We start from the raw sequence: 21,857 nt of genomic DNA on the forward strand, positions 1-21,857 counted from the left end.
GTACCCATGTGATGGAATAGTTTCACATAATATAAAAATATTGTTAGAAAATCGTGTCGAAAAATATTTTTTTGACACCCCACCAACGGGTCAAACCGTTGATAAATCAACATTTATAGAGGGAGGAAAATAAAATGGCTAACAATAATAACGGTAGAATGAGTATGGAAGAAAGAGGACGTAAGGGTGGACAAGCAACCGCAGAAAGGCATGATCAAGAGTTTTATCAAGAAATCGGTCAAAAAGGCGGAGAGGCGACAGCCGAAAATCATGATCAAGAGTTTTATCAAGAGATTGGTCAAAGAGGCGGAGAAGCGACAGCTGAGAATCATGATCAAGAGTTTTATCAAAAGATCGGTCAAAAAGGCGGAAAGTCTTAATGGATGATAATTAACCATATCTAATCAGAAAAAATGAGCTTGTACAAACATGTGCAAGCTCATTTTCTGTTCGAATTGACGGAATCTACCTGCACAAAACAGGCTAATTGTGGGGTACATTTTATTGTTTTGCCCATATCAGGGCATTTCTTTTATTTGCATTTGGGAGTATTAAATATCCAGACCTCTCCCTTTGACTTTCAAACTCAAAAAGTTTAAGTCTCTACTCTCAGAGGGTATATATAAAGGAGATATTAAAGGAGATATTAAAGGAGAGAGAAATCATGTTAACAGAGAAAGAGCTTATTCATCTAAAGAAAAAATTATTACGAACAAAGAAAGAGATGATTCAAATGTTGGAGGCAAACCAGTTATCATCGTTGACTGATGAAAAGTTTACGATCCACCACAATCATGTGGCAGGTTTAGAGGCAAAGGAAAAACAAATTACAATAGCCTATTCAGTGCAAAATATATTAAATCAGGTAAATGAAGCGTTAGAGCGAATATGCAGAGGGACGTATGGTAAATGTGTCGATACAGGTGAGGACATTCCTTATGGAGACTCGAAGTCTTACCCTATGCAAAACGTACGGTAGAAGCGCAAAAAAGGTTTGATGAAGAGACAGGTCCTATTCAGTAGGGGAAGAAGTCTGCAAGCCTTCTTTTTTTTACGGTCTAGATGAACCTTAAGTTATTACAGAAATGGATTCAGTTTTCCAATTCACGTCGTACCATAGTTGAATCATCTTTATTAATGGAATTCAAACAAGCAGCCAATTCAGGAGAGGTCCATAAATATATGGTAGAAATTCAGAAGCATCATGCTGCGTTTTAAGTAAATTTTTAATTAAAAGCGATTTATCTGTGTCGATAATTTGGATACGCTATCGACCACTTCAAAAGAGGCTCTATTTTTCGGTGAATGAAAGATGTTTATGGCAAAAACCATGAATTATAAAGTAATATTTCCAAGTATTTCACCGGTACATCGATTCCCAATATGAGTCCCGCGAGCCAACTGATAACTCCTCCAATAATTAATGACTAATGACCAAATAAATGCCGTGAGCACTCTTACAAGTAATGGTATGTAAAAAAACCGAAGATTCGGTTGTTAAACAAAAAAGATTTAAATATATCTTTGGATACTTTATCATCCATATATCGCTTGAGTCAGTTTTATCTCGAAAATGGGTTTGAATTTAGGTTTAGAAGGGTATGAAACAACTAACTTATTAAAGGTGATGATAAGGATGAATCAAATGATGGATTATATAGAAATTAAAGTTCCTGCCAAACCGGACCATGCAGGTGTCATTCGATTGACGTTATCAGGAATTGCCAGCACCATGCGTATACATATGAGGAAATGGAAGATAAGATATGAAAATTGCGGTAGGTGAAGCCTGTTCGAACGCTATTCAGTATGCGAATGCAGGGGCCAAAGGCGGTGTAGTGATTGTCGGCTTTGGCATCTATCAGGATAAGCTTGAAATGATGGTGACAAGCAGCGGTAAGAGTTTTAATTTTTCCAAGACTCAAACCGAACGTAGCCCTTATACGGAATCAAATATAGTTGAACATCTCTTGGTGAATGGCTTAGGCCTCTATTTGATCGAAACGCTTATGGATGAGGTCCGTGTAATGAATCATTCAGATGTCACGGTCTTCATGATGAAGCGTCTAGGCGGGGAGCGTGAAAATCATGACGAATCCATCTTAAATGGTGAAAAGATCTAAGGAAGAAATCGATGCTTTGATTCTGGCTTTCCAAAAGAACCAGGACGGAGAGGCACAAACTACTTTGACCGAGCACTATACAGGACTTGTCGCGAGCCTTGTGCGAAAATATTCAAAGGGAAAGAGCTTTCATGAGGATATTATGCAGGTCGGAATGGTTGGATTTTTAAACGCCATTAGAAGATATGAGCCGGGCGCCGGAAAAACGTTTGAGTCCTTTTTAATCCCGACCGTAATCGGGGAAATCAAACGGTTTTTAAGGGATAAAGCATGGAGCATTCATGTTCCGAGAGGGATTAAGGAATTATGGGTTAAAATCAATTCCGTCATGGACGAACTTACCAATCACTATCAGCGTTCATCAAAAATCCATGAAGTCGCCGAGTATTTGGACGCCTCTGAGGAGACGTGCTAGAAGCGATGGAAATGGGGAAAAGCTACCAGGCTGTTTCTGTCGACCAACCCATTGAAATTGGCTCCGAGGGAAGCACGGTGCCGACGCACGACATTCTTGGGTTCCGAGATCCAGGCTTTGAAAAAGTGGACAAGAAGTTGTTAATTGAAAGCTCCCTTACAGTGTTGACGGAGAGAGAATTAGCCATTCTTCATTGTACATTTATAGAAAACAAAACCCAAAAGGAAACTGGTGAATTTTTAGGAATCTCGCAAATGCACATATCACGACTTCAAAAAAAAGCACTCAAAAAACTACGAAGGGCACTCAGCAAATAAAAGGCGCCTGACACCTGCAGTGTTTTTATGGAACACATCAGGTATAGGTATTTTTTAGAAAGGAAAATCAGCTATGGATAAAATGAATATAGTAATTGTGGATGATAATGCAACAAATCTCATGATTATCGAAAAAATCTTGAAGCGTGCCGGATATCGAAAAATTGTTATGCTGTCCTCTGCGAAGGAATTATATCAGTATTTGCGGCTGAATGATGCAGAGTCTGAGGAAGTGCCGGTTGATTTGATTTTGATGGATTTGATGATGCCGGAAATAGATGGAATTGAAGCGTGCCGTACGGTTTTGAGCCATGAACAGTTTCACGACCTGCCGATTATTTTTGTCACGGCGATGGGTGATTCCAATAAGATGGCTGAGGCGATGGATGCCGGCGCCCTTGATTACGTCATGAAGCCGATTAATAAAGTCGAGCTTTTGGCGAGGATACGTTCGGTTTTACGCTTAAAGCACGAAAAAGATTTGCGCAAGGAACGCGAAGAGCGGATTCAATATGAGCTGGATTTGGCGAAACAGGTGCAGCGAAGTATGCTGAGCGGTCCTCTTCATGAAGACAATGTGACCATTTCAGCCGTCTACAAACCTTCATTTGAACTCGCCGGTGATTTGTATGCGTGGTATCGGATTTCGCCGACCCGTTATGGCGTGATTTTGCTGGATGTGATGGGGCATGGGATTTCCTCCTCTCTTGTGTGTATGTACATATATTCTGTGTTAAAAGATACAATTATCGGACTAGGGGATCCCGTGGAGGTTATGCAGGAGCTGAACCGGCGGATGAATCAGCTGAAGATGCCGGATAGTTTGAGTTTAATCAATTACTATTTTACGGCGATTTATTTTGTTTTGGACACGGAGGCACAGACGATTGAGTATGTGAATGCCGGGCATCCGGCGGGGATTGCAATTGTCGATGATGAGGTGAAGCTTTTGACATCGGGGTCCTGTGCGCTGGGTTTTTTCGATGAGATAGAGATGGTAAAAGAGGTTATTCCATATCGCGATGAGGCACGGATTTTGCTTTATACAGATGGGGTGTCGGAGTGGCTCGAGGATGAATATGGAGATGCAATGGAGCGGCTGGCGGACAGTCTTCGGGATGCCTCTGGAGTTGAGGATAAGGAAGCTGAGTGCTTGCTGGAGCGGCTGCAGCTGAATCTCGATTCACCCAAGGATGATATGTGTTTAGTGATGGTATCGACGGGGATTTAAGATGGGGTGCTTTTTGCCTTTTTGTAAAAGGTAATTTTGGTGTTTTGAAGGTTAGGTGGGGATTGCATTGTCCAAAAAACAGGAACAGTAACTTTTTTGGCGGTCAATGGGAACCAGGGTTTGCTTTGATAACAGACAAATTCCTTGGTTTATCCGCTGTAACTGTTCTCTTTAGTAATTGATGGGGTACCAAGGCATTTCAAGAAAACTGTCCTTCATGATAGAAGGACAGTCCTAATATATTATTCTTCTAAATAAGCCCCAAGCATCCACTTGTGTTTTTCCAGCGATGCCCGAATCGTAATAAACATATCAGCGGTTGGCTGATCCTCCTGGTCTTCGGCAGCGGTGATTCCTTCTGTTAGCTCGCTGCATATAGTGTCAAAGTCATTTGCCAGCGCCTGGATCATATCCGCAGCAGAAGTCTCCCTACCAGAAGCTTCCTCAATCGAGGCTGCCTCTAAATGCTCCTTCAACGTAGCAGCAGGACTAGCCCCTACCGCCAGCATCCTCTCCGCAATCGTATCCAGATGCTGCGCCGCTTCCTTATATAACTCTTCAAATTTCAGATGAAGTGTAAAGAAGTTTTTTCCCTTTACATACCAATGATAATGATGCAGTTTCATATAAAGAACCGAGAAATTAGCAACCTGCTTATTAAGCTTAACTGATACTTTTTTCATTTTTTCTTCCATCTTTATTTACCTCCCAATTATGTCGTTACCTATTAAATACCACGGTGCCCGTGATGTTAAACTATTTTTTAAAAAAAACATCTCAGGACCAATGTCCCATTGGGTCACAGCCATCAAAACGATAAGATAGAAATATGAATTTTTTCCAAAAAGGAGGGACCTGCCATTAAAAAGTTCAATATACACGCCAAAATCATCACCGGCTATTTAACCATCTTGATTTGCCTGGTGCTGGTCTTGCTGATCGTGATGAACCGGATGACTGCTTTGCAGAAAGAGGTCGATTTCGTTTCGCAGCATGATGTCGAGGTCCACGATTTGGCGAATCAGATTCAAAAAAATATGCTCGACATGGAAACCGGGATGAGGGGGTTCGTCATTACCGGTGATGAGCAATACCTCGAACCCTATAATCAAGCGAACCGAAGCTGGCTTAATAACTACAACAAACTCCACTCTCTGTTGAAGGAAAATGGGAACCAGCAGCGTACGCTGGATGAGATGAAGCCGCTGATAATCGACTGGATCACCGATTTTGGAGAAGCGGCGATTCAGCAAAAAAAAGCGGGGGACACGACTGCCCTGAACGCGCAATTTAAGAATCACGGGGAAGAGAAGATGATGGAGCAGCTGCGCACGCAGTTTACATCCTTTCTTGCAAAAGAAAAGCAGTCAACAAACGAGCGTATCAACAAGCTCAATCAGAACACTGCCAATTTAAAAATTACTTTATATGCCATTATACTGATGGTCACGGTGATTACCCTCGTAACCGCGTTTTACCTGTCCCGTTCGATTGTCCATACCATCAGGCAGGTAGTGAAAACGATTAAGAGTATTACAGAATCAAAGGTTGACCTAACAACACGGATTCATGTAAAAACAAAGGACGAGACCCGCGAGCTTGCGGACGCAATGAACGACTTACTCAACAATCTTGAAAAACAAAGCTGGGTACAAAAAAGTATCACTGAAATTTCGCTAATCTATCAGGGAATCACCGATGTTAAAGAATTATCAAAAGGCTTTTTAATGAAGCTTGCGCCAATGCTGGAGGCGGTTTACGGGGTTATTTATCTCCGTAAAACTCAAGACAGTGAGGTGTTCTACGTAAAGGCTGCAAGCTATGCTTTGGCAAACGATGCTGAAATGGCTGAAAGTTTCCGTCCTGGGGAAGGGGTCATCGGACAAGCAGCAGTTGATAAAAGAATCTTCCTGATTGACCGCCTGCCGGAAGAACATTTCAAAATGATCACAGGATTAGGGGCATCTTCACCAAGAAGTTTATTAGTAGCGCCTATATTGTATGAAGGAAGAGTTGAAGCGGTGGTGGAATTTGCGGCGCTTGAGCCGTTTCAGTCAAAACACCTGACATTACTCGACCTTCTGCAAGATAAATTCGGTTCGGCCATTTCAAGTGTTCAAGGCCGGATGGAAGTGGAGCGGCTGCTTGGGGAGTCCCAGGTCATGACAGAGGAGCTCCAGGCGCAGTCCGAGGAACTGCAGGCACAGTCGGAAGAATTACAAATGCAACAGGACCAGCTGCAAACGACGAATGAATTTTTAGCTGTTCAGAAGCAATACGCTGAACAGCGGGCGCTCGAGCTGAAAAAAGCGAAGGACGAACTTGAGGAATACTCGCGCAAGCTGCAGCAGAGTTCGCAGTACAAATCGGATTTCCTCGCGAACATGTCGCATGAGCTGCGTACACCGCTTAATAGCATTATTATTTTGTCGCAGATGCTGATGGAGAGTGACGAGGACACCAATCTGGAGGAAGTGAAGGATTCGGCCCGTGTCATCAATACTGCCGGCGAAGACTTGCTTCGATTGATTAATGATATCCTCGACCTTTCCAAGATTGAAGCCGGAAAAATTGAAATTTTAACAGATGAAGTCAACGTAACGGAACTGCCGCAGATGTTACGAAATATGTTCGACCCGGTTGCAGCGAAAAAGAATTTAACATTTGAAGTAATGATGGATTCAGATGTTCCGGATGTTATATCAACGGACGGTCAGAGACTTCAGCAAATTTTGAAAAACTTATTGTCCAACGCCTTTAAATTTACGGAAAAAGGGTCTGTTTCCGTTAGGATTAGTTTGGCTGAAAGGGGGCTGGCAATCGCGGTTCGTGATACTGGCATTGGAATCCCGCCAGATAAGCAGCAAATTATTTTTGAGGCCTTCCAGCAGGTCGACGGTACGACGAACCGGCAATACGGTGGAACTGGACTAGGGTTGTCCATCTGTCGTGAATTTACCCATTTGCTTGGCGGCACCCTTACAGTCGACAGCGAGCCTGGGAAGGGAAGCACGTTTACATTATATATTCCGTCTACACTTGAGATTGTCGAATCGCCTGAGCCGTTGGCGCTAGAAGAAGCAGCTGTCACAGTGAGTGAGAGTGAGCTGGTGAAGCAGGAAGAAGCCGCGTCAGTGGAATATGAAGGCTCTATTTTTAAAGGAAAAAAGATCCTGCTTGTAGAGGATGACGGACGGAATATTTTCGCACTCATCTCGGCTCTTGAGAAAAAGGGAATCATTGTGGAAGTTGCAAAAAACGGTAAAGAGGCAATCGGTATCCTAAGGGAAGGGTCTGATTTTGATCTGGTGATTATGGATATAATGATGCCGGTCATGGGCGGTTATGAGACAATGCAGATTATTCGCGGGGAGCTTGGGATGCACAAGCTGCCGATTATTGCACTGACTGCGAAGGCGATGAAGGGTGAGCGGGAGAAGTGTATGGAAGCAGGGGCTTCTGACTATATTATGAAGCCGTTAAACATCAACCAGCTATTCTCGTTGATGAGCGTATGGCTGACGGAGCAGGTGGATGGAGAATGAGTTTTAAAGCAGAAACCGGGACATTACCGTTAAGTGAGACCGAGAAAATCGAAATTAGTTTGCTGCTGGAAGGACTTTATCAAAAGTACGGCTATGATTTTCGCGGCTACGTTCGGACTTCCTTGAGCCGGCGGATTATCCACCGCATGAAGGCGGAGGGGCTTCCGACGATTACAGCCTTATTAGAAAAAATCCTGCATGATGAGGCGTATCTTGGGCGGTTATTGAATGACCTGTCCATCCGGATGACGGAAATGTACCGCGACCCAAGCTTTTTTGCGGCGTTTCGACATGATGTGGTGCCGCTCCTACGCAGGCTGCCGGAAATCCGTATCTGGCATGCCGGCTGCGCGACCGGCGAGGAGGCTTACTCGATGGCCATCCTGATGCAGGAGGAGGGCTTGGCGGAAAAAACAAAAATCTATGCTACCGATATGAATGCAAAAGCGCTAAGGGCCGCGCAAAAGGGCGCCTTTCCATTGAAAAAAATGCAGCAATACACGAAAAATTATTTGAAAGCTGGCGGAAAAAATTCATTTTCCGAGTACTATACCACGGATCATCAATTTGCTTATTTTTATCCCATTATGAAGGACAACCTCACTTTTGCCCAGCATAATTTGGTGACGGATAGCTCGTTTAATGAATTCCATGTGATTTTGTGCCGGAATGTGATGATTTATTTTAACAACGACCTGCAGCAGAAAGTCCATCACCTAATATACAACAGCCTGGCTGACGGCGGCTTTGTCGGGCTGGGAAGCAAAGAATCAATCTTGTTCATGCCGCAGGGGATGGACTACGAGGAATTTAATGTGAATGAGAAGATTTACCGGAAGGGAAGGCTGGTTGAAATTTAGGGACTGCCCTATTTGGAACACCATTATTATTCCAACTTATTTTCCTGAAAAACGGTTTTTATGGGAAATAAGGTTGGTCTTATCCTAAGGCTGTTTTCGTAAACTATGTTGTTATGCCAAGAAAAGCGGTGGTTTATTCAATTTAGGAATAAGCGGACTCTGCGAAAAAGCTGGATTACAGGATAGCCCCCTTGGAAGTAAAAAATAAGCGGAAGTTTTCCCGTTATTTGCAAAATTAAGTTTAAATAGTAAAAAATAAGCGGAGTTTTTTCCGTTATTCAATGAAAAGCACCCGATTTTAGCAGTTTAAAATCAAATAGGGGGAATTCCTCCGTCTATTTCAGCTAATTAACATCCAATTTCCTAAATAAGGGGAATTTCTACCCCTATTTTTTGAATGAATCTTAAAAAGGGAGCAAAAAGCAACAATCTTTTAGAAAAGAGCCTATCCTAAAGAAATGGCTTAGTTTTGTGAACTGAGCCATTTTTACTTTTATGACTATAGTCAGTTGGGCCCGCGATTGATGCATAACAAAAAACCACCTGCTATGTGAAGTGCCCCCTAAGTCGTAGTAAGAAATCCAGCTTAGGGAGGCCGCTTCTTGGCAGGTGGACATGATTAGGCGTGTTTTACTCCTTTAAATATGAGGCTGAGAATAAATACGAGGAGAATAGCGCTGATGAGGGCAGGAATGAAATAGAATCCGCCCCTTAAATCATGTAATGATTTTTCCATTCATATCATAAACCCGCTTTTTAAGCCGGGCTTTCGAATTATGCAGAAAATCCTGGCATTCCTTTAATTCATTCGCTGCCTTTTTAAAGCCGTCCTCATCGTGTTCGTCCAAACATTTGTCAATTTCCCATTTTAACAAACTAACCCGGGCAATCATTTCTGCCTGCCGCTCCTGCTCCAAAGAAAAGTGTTTTTCCCAGAAGGATGGCCGCTCCGCGTAGTAATCGCTGAGCTTGGTGAGCCGGGCCCCGCATTTGCACAACGTTTCATTTACATGTAAGACATAAAATTGATCATTGCCACATTTCCTGCAAACTAATTTCTTCATAAAAAACACCTCCGTCATCGTGTATATACCCACAATTGATTTTTAATAATCCTGAAAAAAGAGGTTTCAATTTTTTAATAAACGGTTATATATCCACTAAACGCGAAGGAGGAATGCAAAATGAACACAGTAAAAGTTGTAGAAAATGGAGCAGCAGCAAAAAATGTCATTGACCAGTACAACATGCAAGGATTCACAAAGGATGATATTTATTTATTGGCACACGACAAAACCCGTTCTGAGGACCTGACGGATGCTTTGGACATTCAGGATATTGGAGTCAAAGAAGAAGGTTTTTTTGAATCAATTGCCAACGTTTTTCGAACAAGAGGAGATGAACTTCGCTCCAAGCTGGTGTCATTAGGGCTATCCCATGCAGAAGCCGAGCGCTGTGAAGAAGAGATGGACCGTGGAAGAGTAGTAGTTATTGCTTCCACCCAGCCATAAGAATAAAGCAGCGGGGCTGCCTCCCCGCTGTAATATAGAAAGGAGACTAATCATGAAGTATTCAAATTTTAGTTTTGAAAGATTAATGGGAGAACACAAACGTGCAAGACATAAGATAAGAGAAAATCAAACCTTGGAGCAATATTTTGAGAACCCCATCATCCATCGGGAAATCCAGGGGGAGCATGTCTATGTACCGCTTAATTTGAACAAGGTGTGGAATGGGGTATATTAATGTTGTGTTTATTAACTTCCGAAACACCGTTTAAAGTGTGGGAAACGGTGTTTCGGAAGTTAATTTTTTGGCTTGTCTCCATTACTTTTTAAATTTACAAAGATTGTCCAAAAGGCGGGAAAACTTCATAACCTTTTTACGTCTTTGTGGAAAAATGGATTAGGTAAAAGGAGTTCGCAGAATGGTTAATGATTTTGGGTAAGCCTCGCTGGTTAGTATATTGCTTACCAAACCTTGTGTTTTATTGCCATTTCCCGGCGGCTTGCAGGATTAACCTGGAAAACTTCTAAGGCCCACCCGAGTACTCAAGACAAGATTAGACATAGAAACGAATAGTTATACCATAAATCGAGTCATGCAAGATATACAGAACATTAGAACTAAAAAGTTTCCTCTATTCCTATTGCTTATTAGCACTGTAATCTCCTTTACCTCGCCATAGCCATTTTTTATTTCCCTTTCTCTTATCAACTTTCCCTCTTGCTCCCTTTGAAATGATCATCAATAATTTGCCCCATTTCTCTTGCTTCCACTTTACTTGTTCCAGAATGCATTTTAGTTTTTCAATGAGCGCGAGGAACGGTGAAAAGGACGGGGAAGTTCGTATGGGGGGCGATGTACATGAGGGAATGCTAGTGGTTGTATTTTTTCGTATATATTAACGGCCTGACTTAAGTGTTGAACACGGTTCAATCTTAAAAGGACAAATACAAAAATAATCGCATCTGTTCCAATTAATATTTCCCTTAGCCCGATGCCTTTCGACAGTCATTGGCTTATCGAAGAAATGATGACGGCAAGGGAGAAGACACCAAACAATATCGAGAAGGCAGCAAGCCTGCGGCGGATTGGGTGTCCTAAAATCAGCTCGGATTCCCCGGTAGTAAAGACGGTTGCCGTCATCATGGAAATGACCTAAAGCCTGGAGACGTCCCTTTTTAACCCGTTAAACGAAATAGAATAACAAAAATTTCAATGACAGCGAGAATGATAACGAAATAGATGAATAGGAAAAGGATCATGGCTCATCTAAAAAAACAGTTGGGGAAGAATGACCCCAACCGTTACTGCATTTTTTCGTTGTAAAATTTTACAGAATACATTGCACCCTCGTCGACCATTTTGTTATCTTCAAGATCATAAGGGTGGGGATGGCCGCCTTTTTCAATTGGAAGCTTCTTACTTTTTTCAAATAAGGTCGGTTGCACTTTTCGTTTCAAATCTTTTAAAAAGCTCTCCGCTTTGATACGGTTTGGTTTGTTTGACAACCACACTGCTGATGCACCTACACCTACAGCCAGTAATGAACCCATACTTAATGCTCGTTTCATCTATAATTCCTCCTTTAATTGTATTTGCCTTATGATTACCCTCAAAACCAACACCTTAAACAAAAAGTTTCATTTTCTTCCTTTTGGGGGATGTAAGTAGAAAAAGGGGGCGAAGAGGTTTGGAAGAATATATCGGTGCAAAAAGGTGGAAATGGATGCAGCTGACCAAAAGTGGGGCGGAAAATGTACAGGTCCCCATCAAGGTCTACAATTGGCAGGAACAGGTTCGGAAAAATAAAACTAATCTCCTGCAAGTTAAAAGTTTAGACAAGGTGGTAAAGGGATCCTTAATTTATAAACAAAATTGGAAGAAGGAACGAGACTATAAAATATTTCATTTTTATCTGACAAAAGATATGCTAGTTACTGTTGACCTGGATTGGGCCGAGCTAACACAGACAAATCCAGATGAGCTGCAACGCCAATTAGAACGGACGGAAACTGCAGCTGAGGGCTTTTTGCTTTTACTGGGAGAGCTGGTGAATGACTTGTTAGCGAAAATCGATCAGTTTGAGGAGGAACTAAGAACGCTCATTTGGTGTGTGAAAAAGCGAAATGAAACGGGGATTCTTGAACTTGTGTATCAGCGTAGACATGAGTTGCTGGTCAGGAAAAGTTTGTTAATTCCTATTAAGGAGATTAACATGGGGATAGAGGAAATAGACCTTCATGCAAGCGGGGAGGTCTTTGTCAATACGAGCCGGCGGATTGAGCGGGCATGTACCCTGTTGATAGAATATGAAAACCAACTGGATTCGATGATTAATTTGGAGGAGGTTATTTCCTCCCACCGTGGAAATGAAATCATGAAAACCCTAACCGTGATTACAACGATATTTACCCCAATTATGGCCTTCGGCGCACTATGGGGTATGAATTTCAAGAATATGCCCGAGCTCGAGTGGCATTTTGGCTATGTTTTTTCCATTTTTCTTATCATCATTTCCACACTGCTGCTTTATGGTTATTTAAAAATTAAGGGCTGGACAGGGGACCTCTTAAAGGGAAAAAAGAAAGGGGCTTTTTTTGAATAAAAACACCAGCGGGAGGGTTTTAGAAGAAGCTGTTCCTTTACAAATAAAAGGGCATGTAGAGACGATTAATCTGTCTGGAATATTATCAATTAGCCATTCAAGTTGTGCATTCTTAAACTATCATTTCTGACATGCTGAGGGGTATCATTTATACTTCAGAATAAACTTATTTCTTCTGTTGAAGAATTCAATTGGAGCATTGTTTGGGGATGAACTGACGAAGAAGCCCCGTTTGAGTTTTACGAGATTGTTCTACATACTTTATACAAACAAAGAAGAATATGTTCAATTTGAAACCTTCTATAGAATACGGAAAAATTATTCATAATCATGAACAGAAACTAGCTGTTCAATGGATAATGGGTTGCGCAATTGTAGTATGGACAGTAAATACGGATTCTGCCATTCAGTATTTAATTGATAATAGTGCTAATATATTATCTCATCCTCATAATTTTTTAAATGATTTAGAGGGCGGGGGGGGACAAGATCCAGATGGAACCCCCATACAAATCGTTTCTAAAAGAAAAAAATAAGTTTTCTTCGACAAAAGTGAAATTTAATAGAAAAATGGATCGGATGAAAATCCCAAGCCATTTTTCTATGTGTTACGAATTCAATGGAGAAAATTCATGACTAGCGATGTGGTTTAATTTCTGTTTTACAGTTTTGCTGCCTAAATTAGCCATTCACAGTTTTTCTTACTCAAACCCGCATACTGCATTTTGAAGAGCAGTAATTTCTTTCTGAATTTCCGGGAATTCTAGTAATTCAGGAATCCTCTTTTTTAATCCAAATTGGTTTTGTTCCACTGCGTTTGCCATTGTCTCAAACACCAATAATAATTGTGCAAGGTCCTCATCCGGCATAACAGACAGGTCGTTGCTTTTCAAACAGGCATCTAGATGGTAGCTAAGCTGTGCTAAGGAATAAATCGCCGGCCATAAAGATTCCAACGCCGTTTTATTGTTTGAAATCTCCCCTAAAGCGGTAGTATAAATGAGTTTTAAATTTGATAAATTAGTATGCATTTTTCCTTGTGCCGGGTTTCTTTTTGAAAAAGAAACGTTCCGGCTTTGTACTGAAAACAGCGAATGCAGAAACTGCATCTGGCTGCGAATCGTCTTAGCCAGTGCATGCGGCAGACGAGTAGAGGCAGATCTTCTTCCAGTTACATAGGTGCCAATTAAGCCAATGAAACATCCGACTAACACGTCAATAATTCTTGCTGATGCAAAAAGTGACAGCTTATGTAAATGGGTCGAACTTTCCGCAATCAGCAAGGCATTGGGGGTAATAAACATAGCTGCAAGTGCATAATTTCGGACAATAAAAAGCTCTGTTGCGGTTGTCAGGGTAAACATAATCAACACAATTAATATTCCTTGAGGACTTGATGCAAGGATGATACTTGCCACCAAAATGCCGACAATGGTCCCAATGGTTCTCTGTATGGCGCGATGGAAGGTAGAAATTATTGTTGAACCAAGCATGACAGCAGCGCAGGACAATGGAATCCAATAGGAACGATAGAAATCAAGGAAATAGGCAGTCAATGCCGCGATTAAAAGAACAGAACCATATCGAAGGGCAGAAAGAAATACAATAGAATTTTTGTCAAAAGCCCCGCCGAAAATGGCACCTAAGGAACGCTTAGAAATGGTTACCTTTTGATCAATTTTTGAAATAGGTTCGTTCATAATGGCGTCAGCATTAAAAATTTTACGAAATAAAAGAGCAAGGTGTCCATCCATTTCATCGGGCAGGTGAATCGTAAATCGTGTGTTCATTTTATGGTTGATGGTATCGACAATTCCCCTGATGGCCTTGGCCGCTTCAGGCGGCAGCTTGCGGCCTTGCGGTGAAAAATGCTCCATCACGTGCAGAAAGATATCATTCGCATGATTATTTAACAAAATGAGGCGTTTGTATAAATCTGTGATTCTCCATGAGATATACCCAGCCCTCAAGACATCTTCTGTCTCCTTCATCTGCATTACGGTTTGATGTCTGGAATGATGAAAGTGATCAGTTCCAATTGAATCCAAGTAGTCAGCCAATGCCATATAAACCTTTCTGACAGCCCTTATTTCCGGTTCATGAGGCCGGTAAAGCCACCCGGCCATGGCAACAGTCCATGAAAGTAAGCCCCCTAATAAAACAAGCCCGGCTCTATAGGGTGCAAGTGCAGGATCAATTGGCATTCCAGTGGCCATGGCAAAGCATAGTACGAAAAATACCGCCGCCGGTCCGGGGATTTGCAATGCACCAAAAATAAAAGTCCCGACCATGCCGATTATACCTGTCATGATGGCAGATAGCAGCGGGGAGGGGGCAAGAATCGTCCCCAATCCAACAGCTAGACTTAAGCCAATCATAACCCAAAATAATTTTTTTGCCCTTTGAGCATAAGGCTCATTAAATACATAGAGAAAGGTAAATGCGCCAATTCCCGCTTGCATCCCATTGGCTAAATTTCCTGTAAGAAGGCCGATTATGGAGGGAATAGCCGCACAAACTCCTGCAAATACAGCCTTTTTCCATGGGAGAGGGTTCATTTAATAATAAATGCTTGTTTGAACAAACTGAATGCTGATGATGAATTTATCTTACTCAAATCCTAAACCTCTTTCTTTACAAGCCATGTTAATAGTATTTGCAAAGAGGTACAGCAATTTGCATCAGGTTTTGATTATTTTGAGTCCAAAAAAGAGCCGTCCATTTAGGCAGGTGTTAATCCAAAATTTTGGTCACAGCCCGGACTGTAAATTTGGTGATTGGTTCAATGAAATTGAGAAGTAATTCAATGACTCTAAAAAATGGGATTTCTTTTTCCGCTTTCAATTGAATCCCCCGGTCCTTTTCATACGTTTTGGTTGCAGAGAAGATTCAAAGGATTGATAATATTTCTAAAAGGGAAATATTTGAGGAGAATGGACATGGGAATTTTATTGAAAAGTGTTTTTGCGGGTCTTCCCCAAACAGTTGGAGACAAAGAAGCGCTCCATTTGATGGACCGGGAATGGACGAGTGCTATTTTTAAAGAGCAGGTTCATGGACCTGTTTGGGTTAGCGGGACAGGCTTGGCAGGAGACGGCCAGGCAGATACCAAACATCATGGCGGACCGGAAAAGGCGGTATTTGCCTATTCCTATGAAAATTATGCATACTGGCAAAAGAAACTAGGAGTGTCTGAAATTACTTCTGGCGGGATGGGCGAAAACTTTGTGATGGAGCATGTAATGGAGGGCGGAATATCAATTGGCGACACTTTTCAAATTGGTGAAGCGATTGTCCAGATATCACAGCCGCGGCAGCCATGCTGGAAGCCGGCCCGGCGGTTTCGGGTAAAAACGTTGGCATTGCTTTTACAAAATACCGGAAGAACGGGCTGGTATTTTCGCGTATTGAAGGAAGGCCATGTAGAAGAAGGGCAAATCTTTACATTAATTGATCGGCCATTTCCACAGTGGACCATTTTAAAAGTAAATGAAATGATCCATGCAAAAAAACCAGATTTGGCGTTGATGGGCGAGCTTGCTGGATGTGAACTATTGGCACCGAAATTAAGGGAGACGCTGGAAAAGCGGATTGCAAATGGCGGGGCATCGGATATCCAGAAACGGGTTTTTGGACCGAATGAGTGAAAGGCCTCTTTAATAAAAGGCTTTGTCGAAGTTTTATAGCTGGTCTTTTCATAACATGGTGGAAAATCTCATTCATGCGGTTTTCCACCATGTTTGTTAAACTAAAGCCATTAGTTGAAACGTTTATCCTTACTTTTTAACTTCATAGTGAAGCTCGACAAATTGATTAAAATTTCTCATTCCCACCAATGAAAGGTCTAAATGGTAATCTCCCTCTCTAAATAATGAAATGCCTGTACCAAGTATAGTTGGGGCAACTGTGATAATAAGTTTATCAACCAAATTTTTCTGTATAAAGGAATGGTACAATTTCTTCTCCGCCAACAATCCAGATGTTTTTCCCATCATGGCTTTTTAGTTTATTTACAAAATTAGATACATCATCATTAACAAATTTTACATTTTCGGTATTTTCTACAGAAGACCTTGTAAATACGCAGCATTCTTTGTTCTTGTATGGGAATTTCTTTAAATCTTGCTTCATTACCCAATCATATGTCCTTCTTCCCATTAAAACAGTTTCTACCGTATCATAAAATTCCGAAAAACCATTATCATCTTCACCTTCCATATTAAAGAGCCACTCAAGAGATTCATCTTTTGCAGCAATATACACATCTAAACTAGAAGCAAATAAATAATACTAAATTTCGTTTCTTCATCATAAAATCCCCCTTTAAAATAAGACAATTAGAATAGATCTTATTCTCTTTTATGAATTAGAGCAGTCATTGCTTTTGTGTTTCCCTCATTCGTTCGGATTATTATGTGTGGATTATTGATGTACTCTGCAGTTACGATTTTTCTGTGATACTCTATTAGCTTTTTAAGAAAGTTACTTTTTTTTAGAAGGAGCAATTTTTATAGAAAAGGAAAAATGAATGGATAGTCCTTAAGTTAATGCATTAAAAAATAGCTGGGAGGTTAACCCCCTAGCTACTTTTTTACCGGATCATACCCCGTAACAGTCCAAATTCCTGTGGAATTTTGTCTAACTATCCGTTTGAGATAAACTCTTTTAATAGGTGTTTTATCACTGCTTACTTCCACAATAGCCGTGGTACCGGTGTTCTGAACGACTTTTAAATCTTTACGATCAATCGGATAATCCCCATTGATTCCTTCTGGGGAAATCTTTAAGCTTACAAAAACTTGGGCAGTAAAGGCTGCATCCAGTTTCCATGGAGAATTACCAGCATCAACACTCTTTTGATCATTTTTTTCAATAGTTAGATCATAAGGTACTTCCACTTGAGGTTTCATCGCGGATGTACTGGACGATAGTTCGAATGTTCCGTTTGTAAATATTTTTGTAACAGAAACTAATTTATCCAATGGAACATCTCCAATAATGGCATATTCAAAGCCATCTTGTTGCCAGCGGATGGAGCTGACGTCGGTCATTCCTGCATAAAGGCCGCCTCCCCAAAGAATCCCTGTATTATCAAAAATAGGTGACTGAATTTCTGCCGTGTTATCCCCAACCTTTCCTAAACTTGCATTTGTGGCAGCTTTAAACCTGCCAGATGATTTTCTTTGGATGATCATGACTTTTTGAGAGTTGGCACTGTAATATAGTTTGACAAGATGTTGACTAGGAATGACAGAAATACGTTCTTCTGAAAAACCATCAGGCAGGGTTTTTAGTGTTTTTGGAAAGAATCCGATTGCCTTTTTTGCCTCATCTAAATCATTCACGAATTGCTCTGGATTTTTATCAATGACGGAATATCCTTTTGGAATTTGATATGAAATAAGTTCTTTTGGCATCGTTTCATTAAAATCCATTTTCGTATAGGTTACTTTATATTGAATGGCATTTTGCATTGCCGTTTGTTTTTGCAAAGGCAAATTTGTTTCTTTATCCACCCAAATTTTATAAGGGGCACCGCCTTTAGGGGTTACCTCCAAAATCGATGCTTTTCTTCCGGCAATTGTATCATCCCCGGCCGTCTTTGTGGATACAGCTTGCTTTACTTCACTTATTTCAGTTCCGAGTTCAAAGGTAAAGCGATTGGTATCAGGAAAGACCGGCAGAATTTGTACCTTTTTTTGTTTCGGCTGGATTTGCCATTTCTTTTCTCCATTATTTACAGTAATCATCCCTTTATTTGGGCCTACTAGATTTTTTATATAATAGCTCCCATTTTGGTCAGCCCATACCTCTAATTTAGCCTGGGTATTGGACTCGCCGGCTTTATTGGTTTCAACAATTTCAAGCACGCCATGATAGGTTTTGACATCTTGAAAGGCTTTTTCCATAGCATAAACGATATCGGTATGGCTGGACGGCAACAGAAAATTTAGCATTAAGGCGATGATAGCGGCAATTCCGGTGATGCTTGCTGCCCATGTCCATTTTTTCTTATTGGCTTTGGACTTGTTGGCCGACTTGGCCAGCTTTTTTGCAAATTCAGGTCCTGGCATGGCGGGGTCCTTTAGGCTGCGGACTTTTTTAACTGTTTGAAAAAGTTCTCTAAGTTCTTCTGAGTCTGTAGAATATTCATCTTCATCTGGTCTTTGTTCATCATTTAAACGGTCGATATAATCAGATAGTCTTTTTTCGTTTTGATTCATGATGTTGTCCCTCCTTTTTTTAGAATAGCAGCAAGAGCCTGTAATGCCCGATGCTGCATCACTCGAACGGCTATTTCCTTTTTGTTCATGACTCTTGCTGTATCGGCAACTGAATATCCTTTCAAAATTCGTAATTCAATTACAGTCCGCTGCTCTTTTGTAAGCTGCTTCAAAGCATTTTCAATAATGATCCGCTCTGTAGAGTTTTCGGCATGATCACTAGCCGCGCTTTCCATTGGATTAGATAAATCAATATCAATGGTCGTACCGCGCCGTTGTTTCTTACGCCATAGATCTCGCAGAATATTTAAGGAAACTGTTTTTAAAAATCCAATATATTTTTCAGGATGGACCCTGCCTTTTTGTAAATAAGGAATGGCTTTAGCGAATGTTTCCTGTGTAATATCCTCCGCTTCCTCGCGATTTTGAACTTTGTAATAGATGAATCGGTAAACAGGTTCCCATGCAGCATTACATATATCTTCAATGGAGTCTGTTTGGCCACCTGATCCTGATTTTCCTTTCTTAAATCCAGGCATCCGTTTTGCACCTTCTTTCACTGCCAGGCTGTTGTTTTTTCAAAAATAAAAACGTCCTAATGGTTCATAGTGTTACATGAAAGATGTAAATTTAAATTTTTTGTTGCGTCTAAAATGTATGGCAAAGTAGAGGAGTTCCAGTCCTGATTGCATTCTCAACTAAAATATTTTAATCAAATCACTTCCCTTGCTTGTTATTCAAAATTTTTAAAAAATATTTGCTATAATAAAATGAAGACCGTTTTAGAATCAAGGAATACATAGGGGGACTGGTCTCTAAAAGAGAGAAAGAAAACACATCATTTCTTTAAAAACTGGGCAGGGGGATGAATATGGGTTTTATTTTCGTAGCTATATTAATAGTCATTTTTGGTGTCAGCATTTTAAACAAATTAAATAGAATTGAACAACAAATATCAGGGACTAAGAAAACGGTCATAGACCAGGATCTTAAGCAGATTGAAATGGAAGATTCATTAATAGAAGAAGAAATACGGCAACTTTTATTAGATGGGAAAAAAATAAAAGCGGTTAAAAGAGTTAGAGAAAGAACTGGTCTCTCCTTAGTGGAGGCTAAACAATATGTGGATCATTTCAAGATATGATGGTTTTTAGCAGGGAATGGTATTTTCATTCCTAATAATGACTGATATGAATAATCCCGAGGAAATAATAGAGGCGGGGGCATTCAATGAGCGGCTTTACAAAAGTGCGCTTCTTTTTGTTATGATGTACAAAAGATGAGTGTTCTTATTACTGAAGGAGTTGAATAAAATGACACAGCCATTCGAATTGGCCACATTTGCCGGCGGCTGCTTTTGGTGTATGGTTTCTCCATTTGATCAACAGCCGGGTATTGAAGGGATTATTTCAGGATACACAGGCGGTCATATGGAAAACCCAACCTATGAAGAAGTTTGCTCCAATACAACCGGGCATTATGAAGCGGTCCAGATAAAATTTAATCCCGCTATTTTCCTTTATGAAAAATTATTGAAGTTATTTTGGCAGCAAATCGACCCTACAGATGAGGAAGGCCAGTTTAGTGACCGCGGATCTTCATACCGGACAGCCATATTTTATCATAATGAACAGCAGCGGAAATTGGCGGAAGCATCCAAAACAGAGCTTGCAGCAAGCAGACGTTTTCAAAAGCCGATTGTAACGGAAATTTTGCCGGCAGGGCCATTTTATCCGGCGGAGGAGAAACACCAGCACTATTATAAAAAAATTCCATTTCATTATAATCACTATTTTGAAGCCTCAGGCAGAGCAAAATTCATTCGTGAAAATTGGAAAAAGCGTAAGAGTGATGAGGAACTGAGACGTGAGCTAACACCGCTGCAATACGGGGTAACCAGGAATAATGCAACTGAGCCGCCATTCCAAAATGAGTATTGGAATCATACGGAAGAAGGAATCTATGTTGATATCATTTCCGGTGAGCCGCTTTTTAGCTCCACTGATAAGTATGATGCAGGCTGCGGCTGGCCCAGTTTTACAAAACCGCTGAGAAGGATGGAATTAGAAGAACGATTTGATACATCACATGGACTGCGGAGGATTGAAGTTCGCGCGAAAACTTCCGACTCTCATCTAGGCCATGTATTTGATGATGGACCAGGTCCTGACCGTGCACGCTATTGTATTAATTCGGCAGCCCTTCGATTTGTTCCAAAGGGAAATCTTGATGAAGAAGGGTATGGGGCGTTTAAGAAATTGTTTGATGGGAATGAGGAATGAGTTTTTTTGGTTGTCAACTTTAGGCGCCGAAAATGGAAATTGTCCAACGGCCGAATGGAAGTAATTGGCGACTGAAAGGCCAAGCAAGGAGAGAGCTGGGTAGCCAAAGAGAGAAATTGGCGACTGAAAAGCCAAGCAAGGAGAGAGCTGGGTAGCCAAAGAGAGAAATTGGCGACTGAAAAGTCAAACAAGAAGAGAGCTGGGTAGCCAAAGAGAGAAATTGGCGACTGAAAAGCCAAGCAAGGAGAGAGCTGGGTAGCCAAAGAGAGAAATTGGCGACTGAAAAGGCAAACAAGAAGAGAGCTGGGTAGCCAAAGAGAGAAATTGGCGACTGGAAGGCCAAACAAGAAGAGAGCTGGGTAGCCAAAGAGAGAAATTGGCGACTGAAAAGGCAAACAAGGAGAGAGCTGGGTAGCCAATAAGGGTTATTGGCGACTGAAAGGCCAAACAAGGAGAGAGCTGGGTAGCCAAAGAGAGAAATTGGCGACTGAAAAGCCAAGCAAGAAGAGAGCTGGGTAGCCAATAAGGGTTATTGGCTACTGAAAAGCCAAGCAAGGAGAGAGCTGGGTAGCCAATAAGGGTTATTGGCTACTGAAAGGCAAACAAAGAGAGAGTTGGGTAGCCAAAGAGAGAAATTGGCGACTGAAAAGGCAAACAAGGAGAGAGCTGGGTAGCCAAAGAGAGAAATTGGCGACTGAAAAGCCAAGCAAGAAGAGAGCTGGGTAGCCAAAGAGAGAAATTGGCCACTG

20 protein-coding genes and 3 pseudogenes are annotated in these 21,857 nt (G+C 41.2%); 14 read left to right on the forward strand and 9 right to left on the reverse strand.

Annotation, left to right across the window (positions count from 1 at the left end; translation table 11 throughout):
- Window positions 1–134 precede the first annotated feature (134 nt).
- The 5 genes and pseudogenes from M3183_RS20675 to M3183_RS20695 all read left to right on the forward strand — a co-directional run.
- Window positions 135–377: pseudogene (locus tag M3183_RS20675) on the forward strand (KGG domain-containing protein); the annotation flags it as partial.
- Between the two features lie 287 nt (window positions 378–664).
- Window positions 665–979 (forward strand): TraR/DksA family transcriptional regulator, encoded by a 315-nt coding sequence (locus tag M3183_RS20680; RefSeq protein WP_251472593.1) that lies wholly within the window; start codon window positions 665–667, stop codon window positions 977–979.
- A gap of 657 nt (window positions 980–1,636) precedes the next feature.
- Window positions 1,637–2,123 (forward strand): annotated as a pseudogene (gene rsbW, locus M3183_RS20685) (anti-sigma B factor RsbW).
- Window positions 2,107–2,855 (forward strand): annotated as a pseudogene (sigB, locus tag M3183_RS20690) (RNA polymerase sigma factor SigB). Before rsbW ends, sigB begins: the two co-directional pseudogenes overlap by 17 nt.
- Before the next feature lie 82 nt (window positions 2,856–2,937).
- Window positions 2,938–4,086, forward strand: coding sequence for a PP2C family protein-serine/threonine phosphatase (locus M3183_RS20695; RefSeq protein ID WP_396953745.1), 1,149 nt, complete (start codon window positions 2,938–2,940; stop codon window positions 4,084–4,086).
- Between the two features lie 242 nt (window positions 4,087–4,328).
- Here M3183_RS20695 and M3183_RS20700 read toward each other — a convergent pair whose 3' ends face one another.
- Complete coding sequence (locus M3183_RS20700) at window positions 4,329–4,781, reverse strand: Dps family protein (RefSeq protein ID WP_251472596.1); 453 nt, start codon at window positions 4,779–4,781, stop codon at window positions 4,329–4,331.
- 258 nt (window positions 4,782–5,039) lie between these two features.
- Between M3183_RS20700 and M3183_RS20705 the strand changes: the two genes are divergently transcribed.
- Both M3183_RS20705 and M3183_RS20710 read left to right on the forward strand, forming a co-directional pair.
- On the forward strand, window positions 5,040–7,631 hold the full coding sequence (locus tag M3183_RS20705) for an ATP-binding protein (RefSeq protein ID WP_251472598.1): 2,592 nt from the start codon (window positions 5,040–5,042) through the stop codon (window positions 7,629–7,631).
- A complete protein-coding gene (locus tag M3183_RS20710; RefSeq protein ID WP_251472600.1) occupies window positions 7,628–8,491 on the forward strand; it encodes a CheR family methyltransferase in 864 nt (287 codons plus the stop codon). The genes M3183_RS20705 and M3183_RS20710 overlap by 4 nt, the downstream gene beginning before the upstream one ends.
- Before the next feature lie 716 nt (window positions 8,492–9,207).
- On the opposite strand, the gene M3183_RS20715 is transcribed toward M3183_RS20710, so the two are convergent.
- The gene (locus tag M3183_RS20715) at window positions 9,208–9,555 is read right to left on the reverse strand and encodes a hypothetical protein (RefSeq protein WP_251472601.1); all 348 of its coding nucleotides are present in this window, start codon (window positions 9,553–9,555) and stop codon (window positions 9,208–9,210) included.
- A gap of 120 nt (window positions 9,556–9,675) precedes the next feature.
- Between M3183_RS20715 and M3183_RS20720 the strand changes: the two genes are divergently transcribed.
- Window positions 9,676–10,002, forward strand: coding sequence for a YflT domain-containing protein (locus M3183_RS20720; RefSeq protein WP_251472602.1), 327 nt, complete (start codon window positions 9,676–9,678; stop codon window positions 10,000–10,002).
- Between the two features lie 52 nt (window positions 10,003–10,054).
- The gene (locus tag M3183_RS20725; RefSeq protein WP_251472603.1) at window positions 10,055–10,237 is read left to right on the forward strand and encodes a hypothetical protein; all 183 of its coding nucleotides are present in this window, start codon (window positions 10,055–10,057) and stop codon (window positions 10,235–10,237) included.
- Between the two features lie 768 nt (window positions 10,238–11,005).
- Here the strand turns inward: M3183_RS20725 and M3183_RS20730 are convergent.
- Both M3183_RS20730 and M3183_RS20735 read right to left on the reverse strand, forming a co-directional pair.
- Window positions 11,006–11,143 carry a hypothetical protein gene (locus M3183_RS20730; RefSeq protein WP_251472604.1) on the reverse strand — a complete coding sequence of 46 codons (138 nt, stop codon included), beginning with the start codon at window positions 11,141–11,143 and terminating at the stop codon, window positions 11,006–11,008.
- Window positions 11,144–11,301: 158 nt separating this feature from the next.
- Window positions 11,302–11,568 carry a hypothetical protein gene (locus tag M3183_RS20735; protein ID WP_251472605.1) on the reverse strand — a complete coding sequence of 89 codons (267 nt, stop codon included), beginning with the start codon at window positions 11,566–11,568 and terminating at the stop codon, window positions 11,302–11,304.
- 119 nt (window positions 11,569–11,687) lie between these two features.
- Between M3183_RS20735 and M3183_RS20740 the strand changes: the two genes are divergently transcribed.
- Together M3183_RS20740 and M3183_RS20745 are read left to right on the forward strand one after the other, a co-directional pair.
- The gene (locus M3183_RS20740; protein WP_251472607.1) at window positions 11,688–12,602 is read left to right on the forward strand and encodes a magnesium transporter CorA family protein; all 915 of its coding nucleotides are present in this window, start codon (window positions 11,688–11,690) and stop codon (window positions 12,600–12,602) included.
- Window positions 12,603–12,892: 290 nt separating this feature from the next.
- Window positions 12,893–13,138, forward strand: coding sequence for a hypothetical protein (locus M3183_RS20745; protein ID WP_251472609.1), 246 nt, complete (start codon window positions 12,893–12,895; stop codon window positions 13,136–13,138).
- 165 nt (window positions 13,139–13,303) lie between these two features.
- Here M3183_RS20745 and M3183_RS20750 read toward each other — a convergent pair whose 3' ends face one another.
- Window positions 13,304–15,160, reverse strand: coding sequence for an FUSC family protein (locus M3183_RS20750; protein WP_251472610.1), 1,857 nt, complete (start codon window positions 15,158–15,160; stop codon window positions 13,304–13,306).
- Window positions 15,161–15,541: 381 nt separating this feature from the next.
- Here M3183_RS20750 and M3183_RS20755 point away from each other — a divergent pair, with 381 nt between their 5' ends.
- Window positions 15,542–16,249: an MOSC domain-containing protein gene (locus tag M3183_RS20755; protein ID WP_251472612.1), complete on the forward strand. Its 708-nt coding sequence runs from the start codon at window positions 15,542–15,544 to the stop codon at window positions 16,247–16,249.
- 129 nt (window positions 16,250–16,378) lie between these two features.
- Here M3183_RS20755 and M3183_RS27355 read toward each other — a convergent pair whose 3' ends face one another.
- The 4 genes from M3183_RS27355 to M3183_RS20770 all read right to left on the reverse strand — a co-directional run bounded on the left by M3183_RS27355 (window position 16,379) and on the right by M3183_RS20770 (window position 19,365).
- Window positions 16,379–16,597 carry a dihydrofolate reductase family protein gene (locus M3183_RS27355; RefSeq protein ID WP_311315391.1) on the reverse strand — a complete coding sequence of 73 codons (219 nt, stop codon included), beginning with the start codon at window positions 16,595–16,597 and terminating at the stop codon, window positions 16,379–16,381.
- Window positions 16,524–16,820 (reverse strand): dihydrofolate reductase family protein, encoded by a 297-nt coding sequence (locus M3183_RS27360; protein ID WP_311315392.1) that lies wholly within the window; start codon window positions 16,818–16,820, stop codon window positions 16,524–16,526. The genes M3183_RS27355 and M3183_RS27360 overlap by 74 nt, the downstream gene beginning before the upstream one ends.
- Window positions 16,821–17,185: 365 nt before the next feature.
- On the reverse strand, window positions 17,186–18,826 hold the full coding sequence (locus tag M3183_RS20765; RefSeq protein WP_251472614.1) for a LolA family protein: 1,641 nt from the start codon (window positions 18,824–18,826) through the stop codon (window positions 17,186–17,188).
- Window positions 18,823–19,365 carry an RNA polymerase sigma factor gene (locus M3183_RS20770; protein WP_251472616.1) on the reverse strand — a complete coding sequence of 181 codons (543 nt, stop codon included), beginning with the start codon at window positions 19,363–19,365 and terminating at the stop codon, window positions 18,823–18,825. The genes M3183_RS20765 and M3183_RS20770 overlap by 4 nt, the downstream gene beginning before the upstream one ends.
- A 332-nt stretch (window positions 19,366–19,697) precedes the next feature.
- Here M3183_RS20770 and M3183_RS20775 point away from each other — a divergent pair, with 332 nt between their 5' ends.
- On the forward strand, window positions 19,698–19,970 hold the full coding sequence (locus tag M3183_RS20775) for a ribosomal protein L7/L12 (RefSeq protein WP_251472617.1): 273 nt from the start codon (window positions 19,698–19,700) through the stop codon (window positions 19,968–19,970).
- 169 nt (window positions 19,971–20,139) lie between these two features.
- Window positions 20,140–21,108 (forward strand): peptide-methionine (S)-S-oxide reductase MsrA, encoded by a 969-nt coding sequence (msrA, locus tag M3183_RS20780; protein WP_251472619.1) that lies wholly within the window; start codon window positions 20,140–20,142, stop codon window positions 21,106–21,108.
- The last annotated feature ends 749 nt before the right edge of the window (window positions 21,109–21,857 follow it).

It is taken from the genome of Neobacillus mesonae (assembly GCF_023715155.1).
Classification (GTDB): Bacteria; Bacillota; Bacilli; order Bacillales; family Cytobacillaceae; genus Neobacillus; species Neobacillus mesonae_A.

Coding starts and splice junctions, on each gene's coding strand:
- M3183_RS20755 (WP_251472612.1), top strand. CDS start 15,542: ATGGGAATTTTATTGAAAAGTGTTTTTGCGGGTCTTCCCCAAACAGTT.
- M3183_RS20730 (WP_251472604.1), bottom strand. CDS start 11,143: ATGATGACGGCAACCGTCTTTACTACCGGGGAATCCGAGCTGATTTTA.
- M3183_RS20710 (WP_251472600.1), top strand. CDS start 7,628: ATGAGTTTTAAAGCAGAAACCGGGACATTACCGTTAAGTGAGACCGAG.
- M3183_RS20720 (WP_251472602.1), top strand. CDS start 9,676: ATGAACACAGTAAAAGTTGTAGAAAATGGAGCAGCAGCAAAAAATGTC.
- M3183_RS20705 (WP_251472598.1), top strand. CDS start 5,040: ATGACTGCTTTGCAGAAAGAGGTCGATTTCGTTTCGCAGCATGATGTC.
- M3183_RS20775 (WP_251472617.1), top strand. CDS start 19,698: ATGGGTTTTATTTTCGTAGCTATATTAATAGTCATTTTTGGTGTCAGC.
- M3183_RS20735 (WP_251472605.1), bottom strand. CDS start 11,568: ATGAAACGAGCATTAAGTATGGGTTCATTACTGGCTGTAGGTGTAGGT.
- M3183_RS20700 (WP_251472596.1), bottom strand. CDS start 4,781: ATGGAAGAAAAAATGAAAAAAGTATCAGTTAAGCTTAATAAGCAGGTT.
- M3183_RS20770 (WP_251472616.1), bottom strand. CDS start 19,365: ATGCCTGGATTTAAGAAAGGAAAATCAGGATCAGGTGGCCAAACAGAC.
- msrA (WP_251472619.1), top strand. CDS start 20,140: ATGACACAGCCATTCGAATTGGCCACATTTGCCGGCGGCTGCTTTTGG.
- M3183_RS20715 (WP_251472601.1), bottom strand. CDS start 9,555: ATGAAGAAATTAGTTTGCAGGAAATGTGGCAATGATCAATTTTATGTC.
- M3183_RS20725 (WP_251472603.1), top strand. CDS start 10,055: ATGAAGTATTCAAATTTTAGTTTTGAAAGATTAATGGGAGAACACAAA.
- M3183_RS27355 (WP_311315391.1), bottom strand. CDS start 16,597: ATGATGGGAAAAACATCTGGATTGTTGGCGGAGAAGAAATTGTACCAT.
- M3183_RS20765 (WP_251472614.1), bottom strand. CDS start 18,826: ATGAATCAAAACGAAAAAAGACTATCTGATTATATCGACCGTTTAAAT.
- M3183_RS27360 (WP_311315392.1), bottom strand. CDS start 16,820: ATGGAAGGTGAAGATGATAATGGTTTTTCGGAATTTTATGATACGGTA.
- M3183_RS20750 (WP_251472610.1), bottom strand. CDS start 15,160: ATGAACCCTCTCCCATGGAAAAAGGCTGTATTTGCAGGAGTTTGTGCG.
- M3183_RS20695 (WP_396953745.1), top strand. CDS start 2,938: ATGAATATAGTAATTGTGGATGATAATGCAACAAATCTCATGATTATC.
- M3183_RS20680 (WP_251472593.1), top strand. CDS start 665: ATGTTAACAGAGAAAGAGCTTATTCATCTAAAGAAAAAATTATTACGA.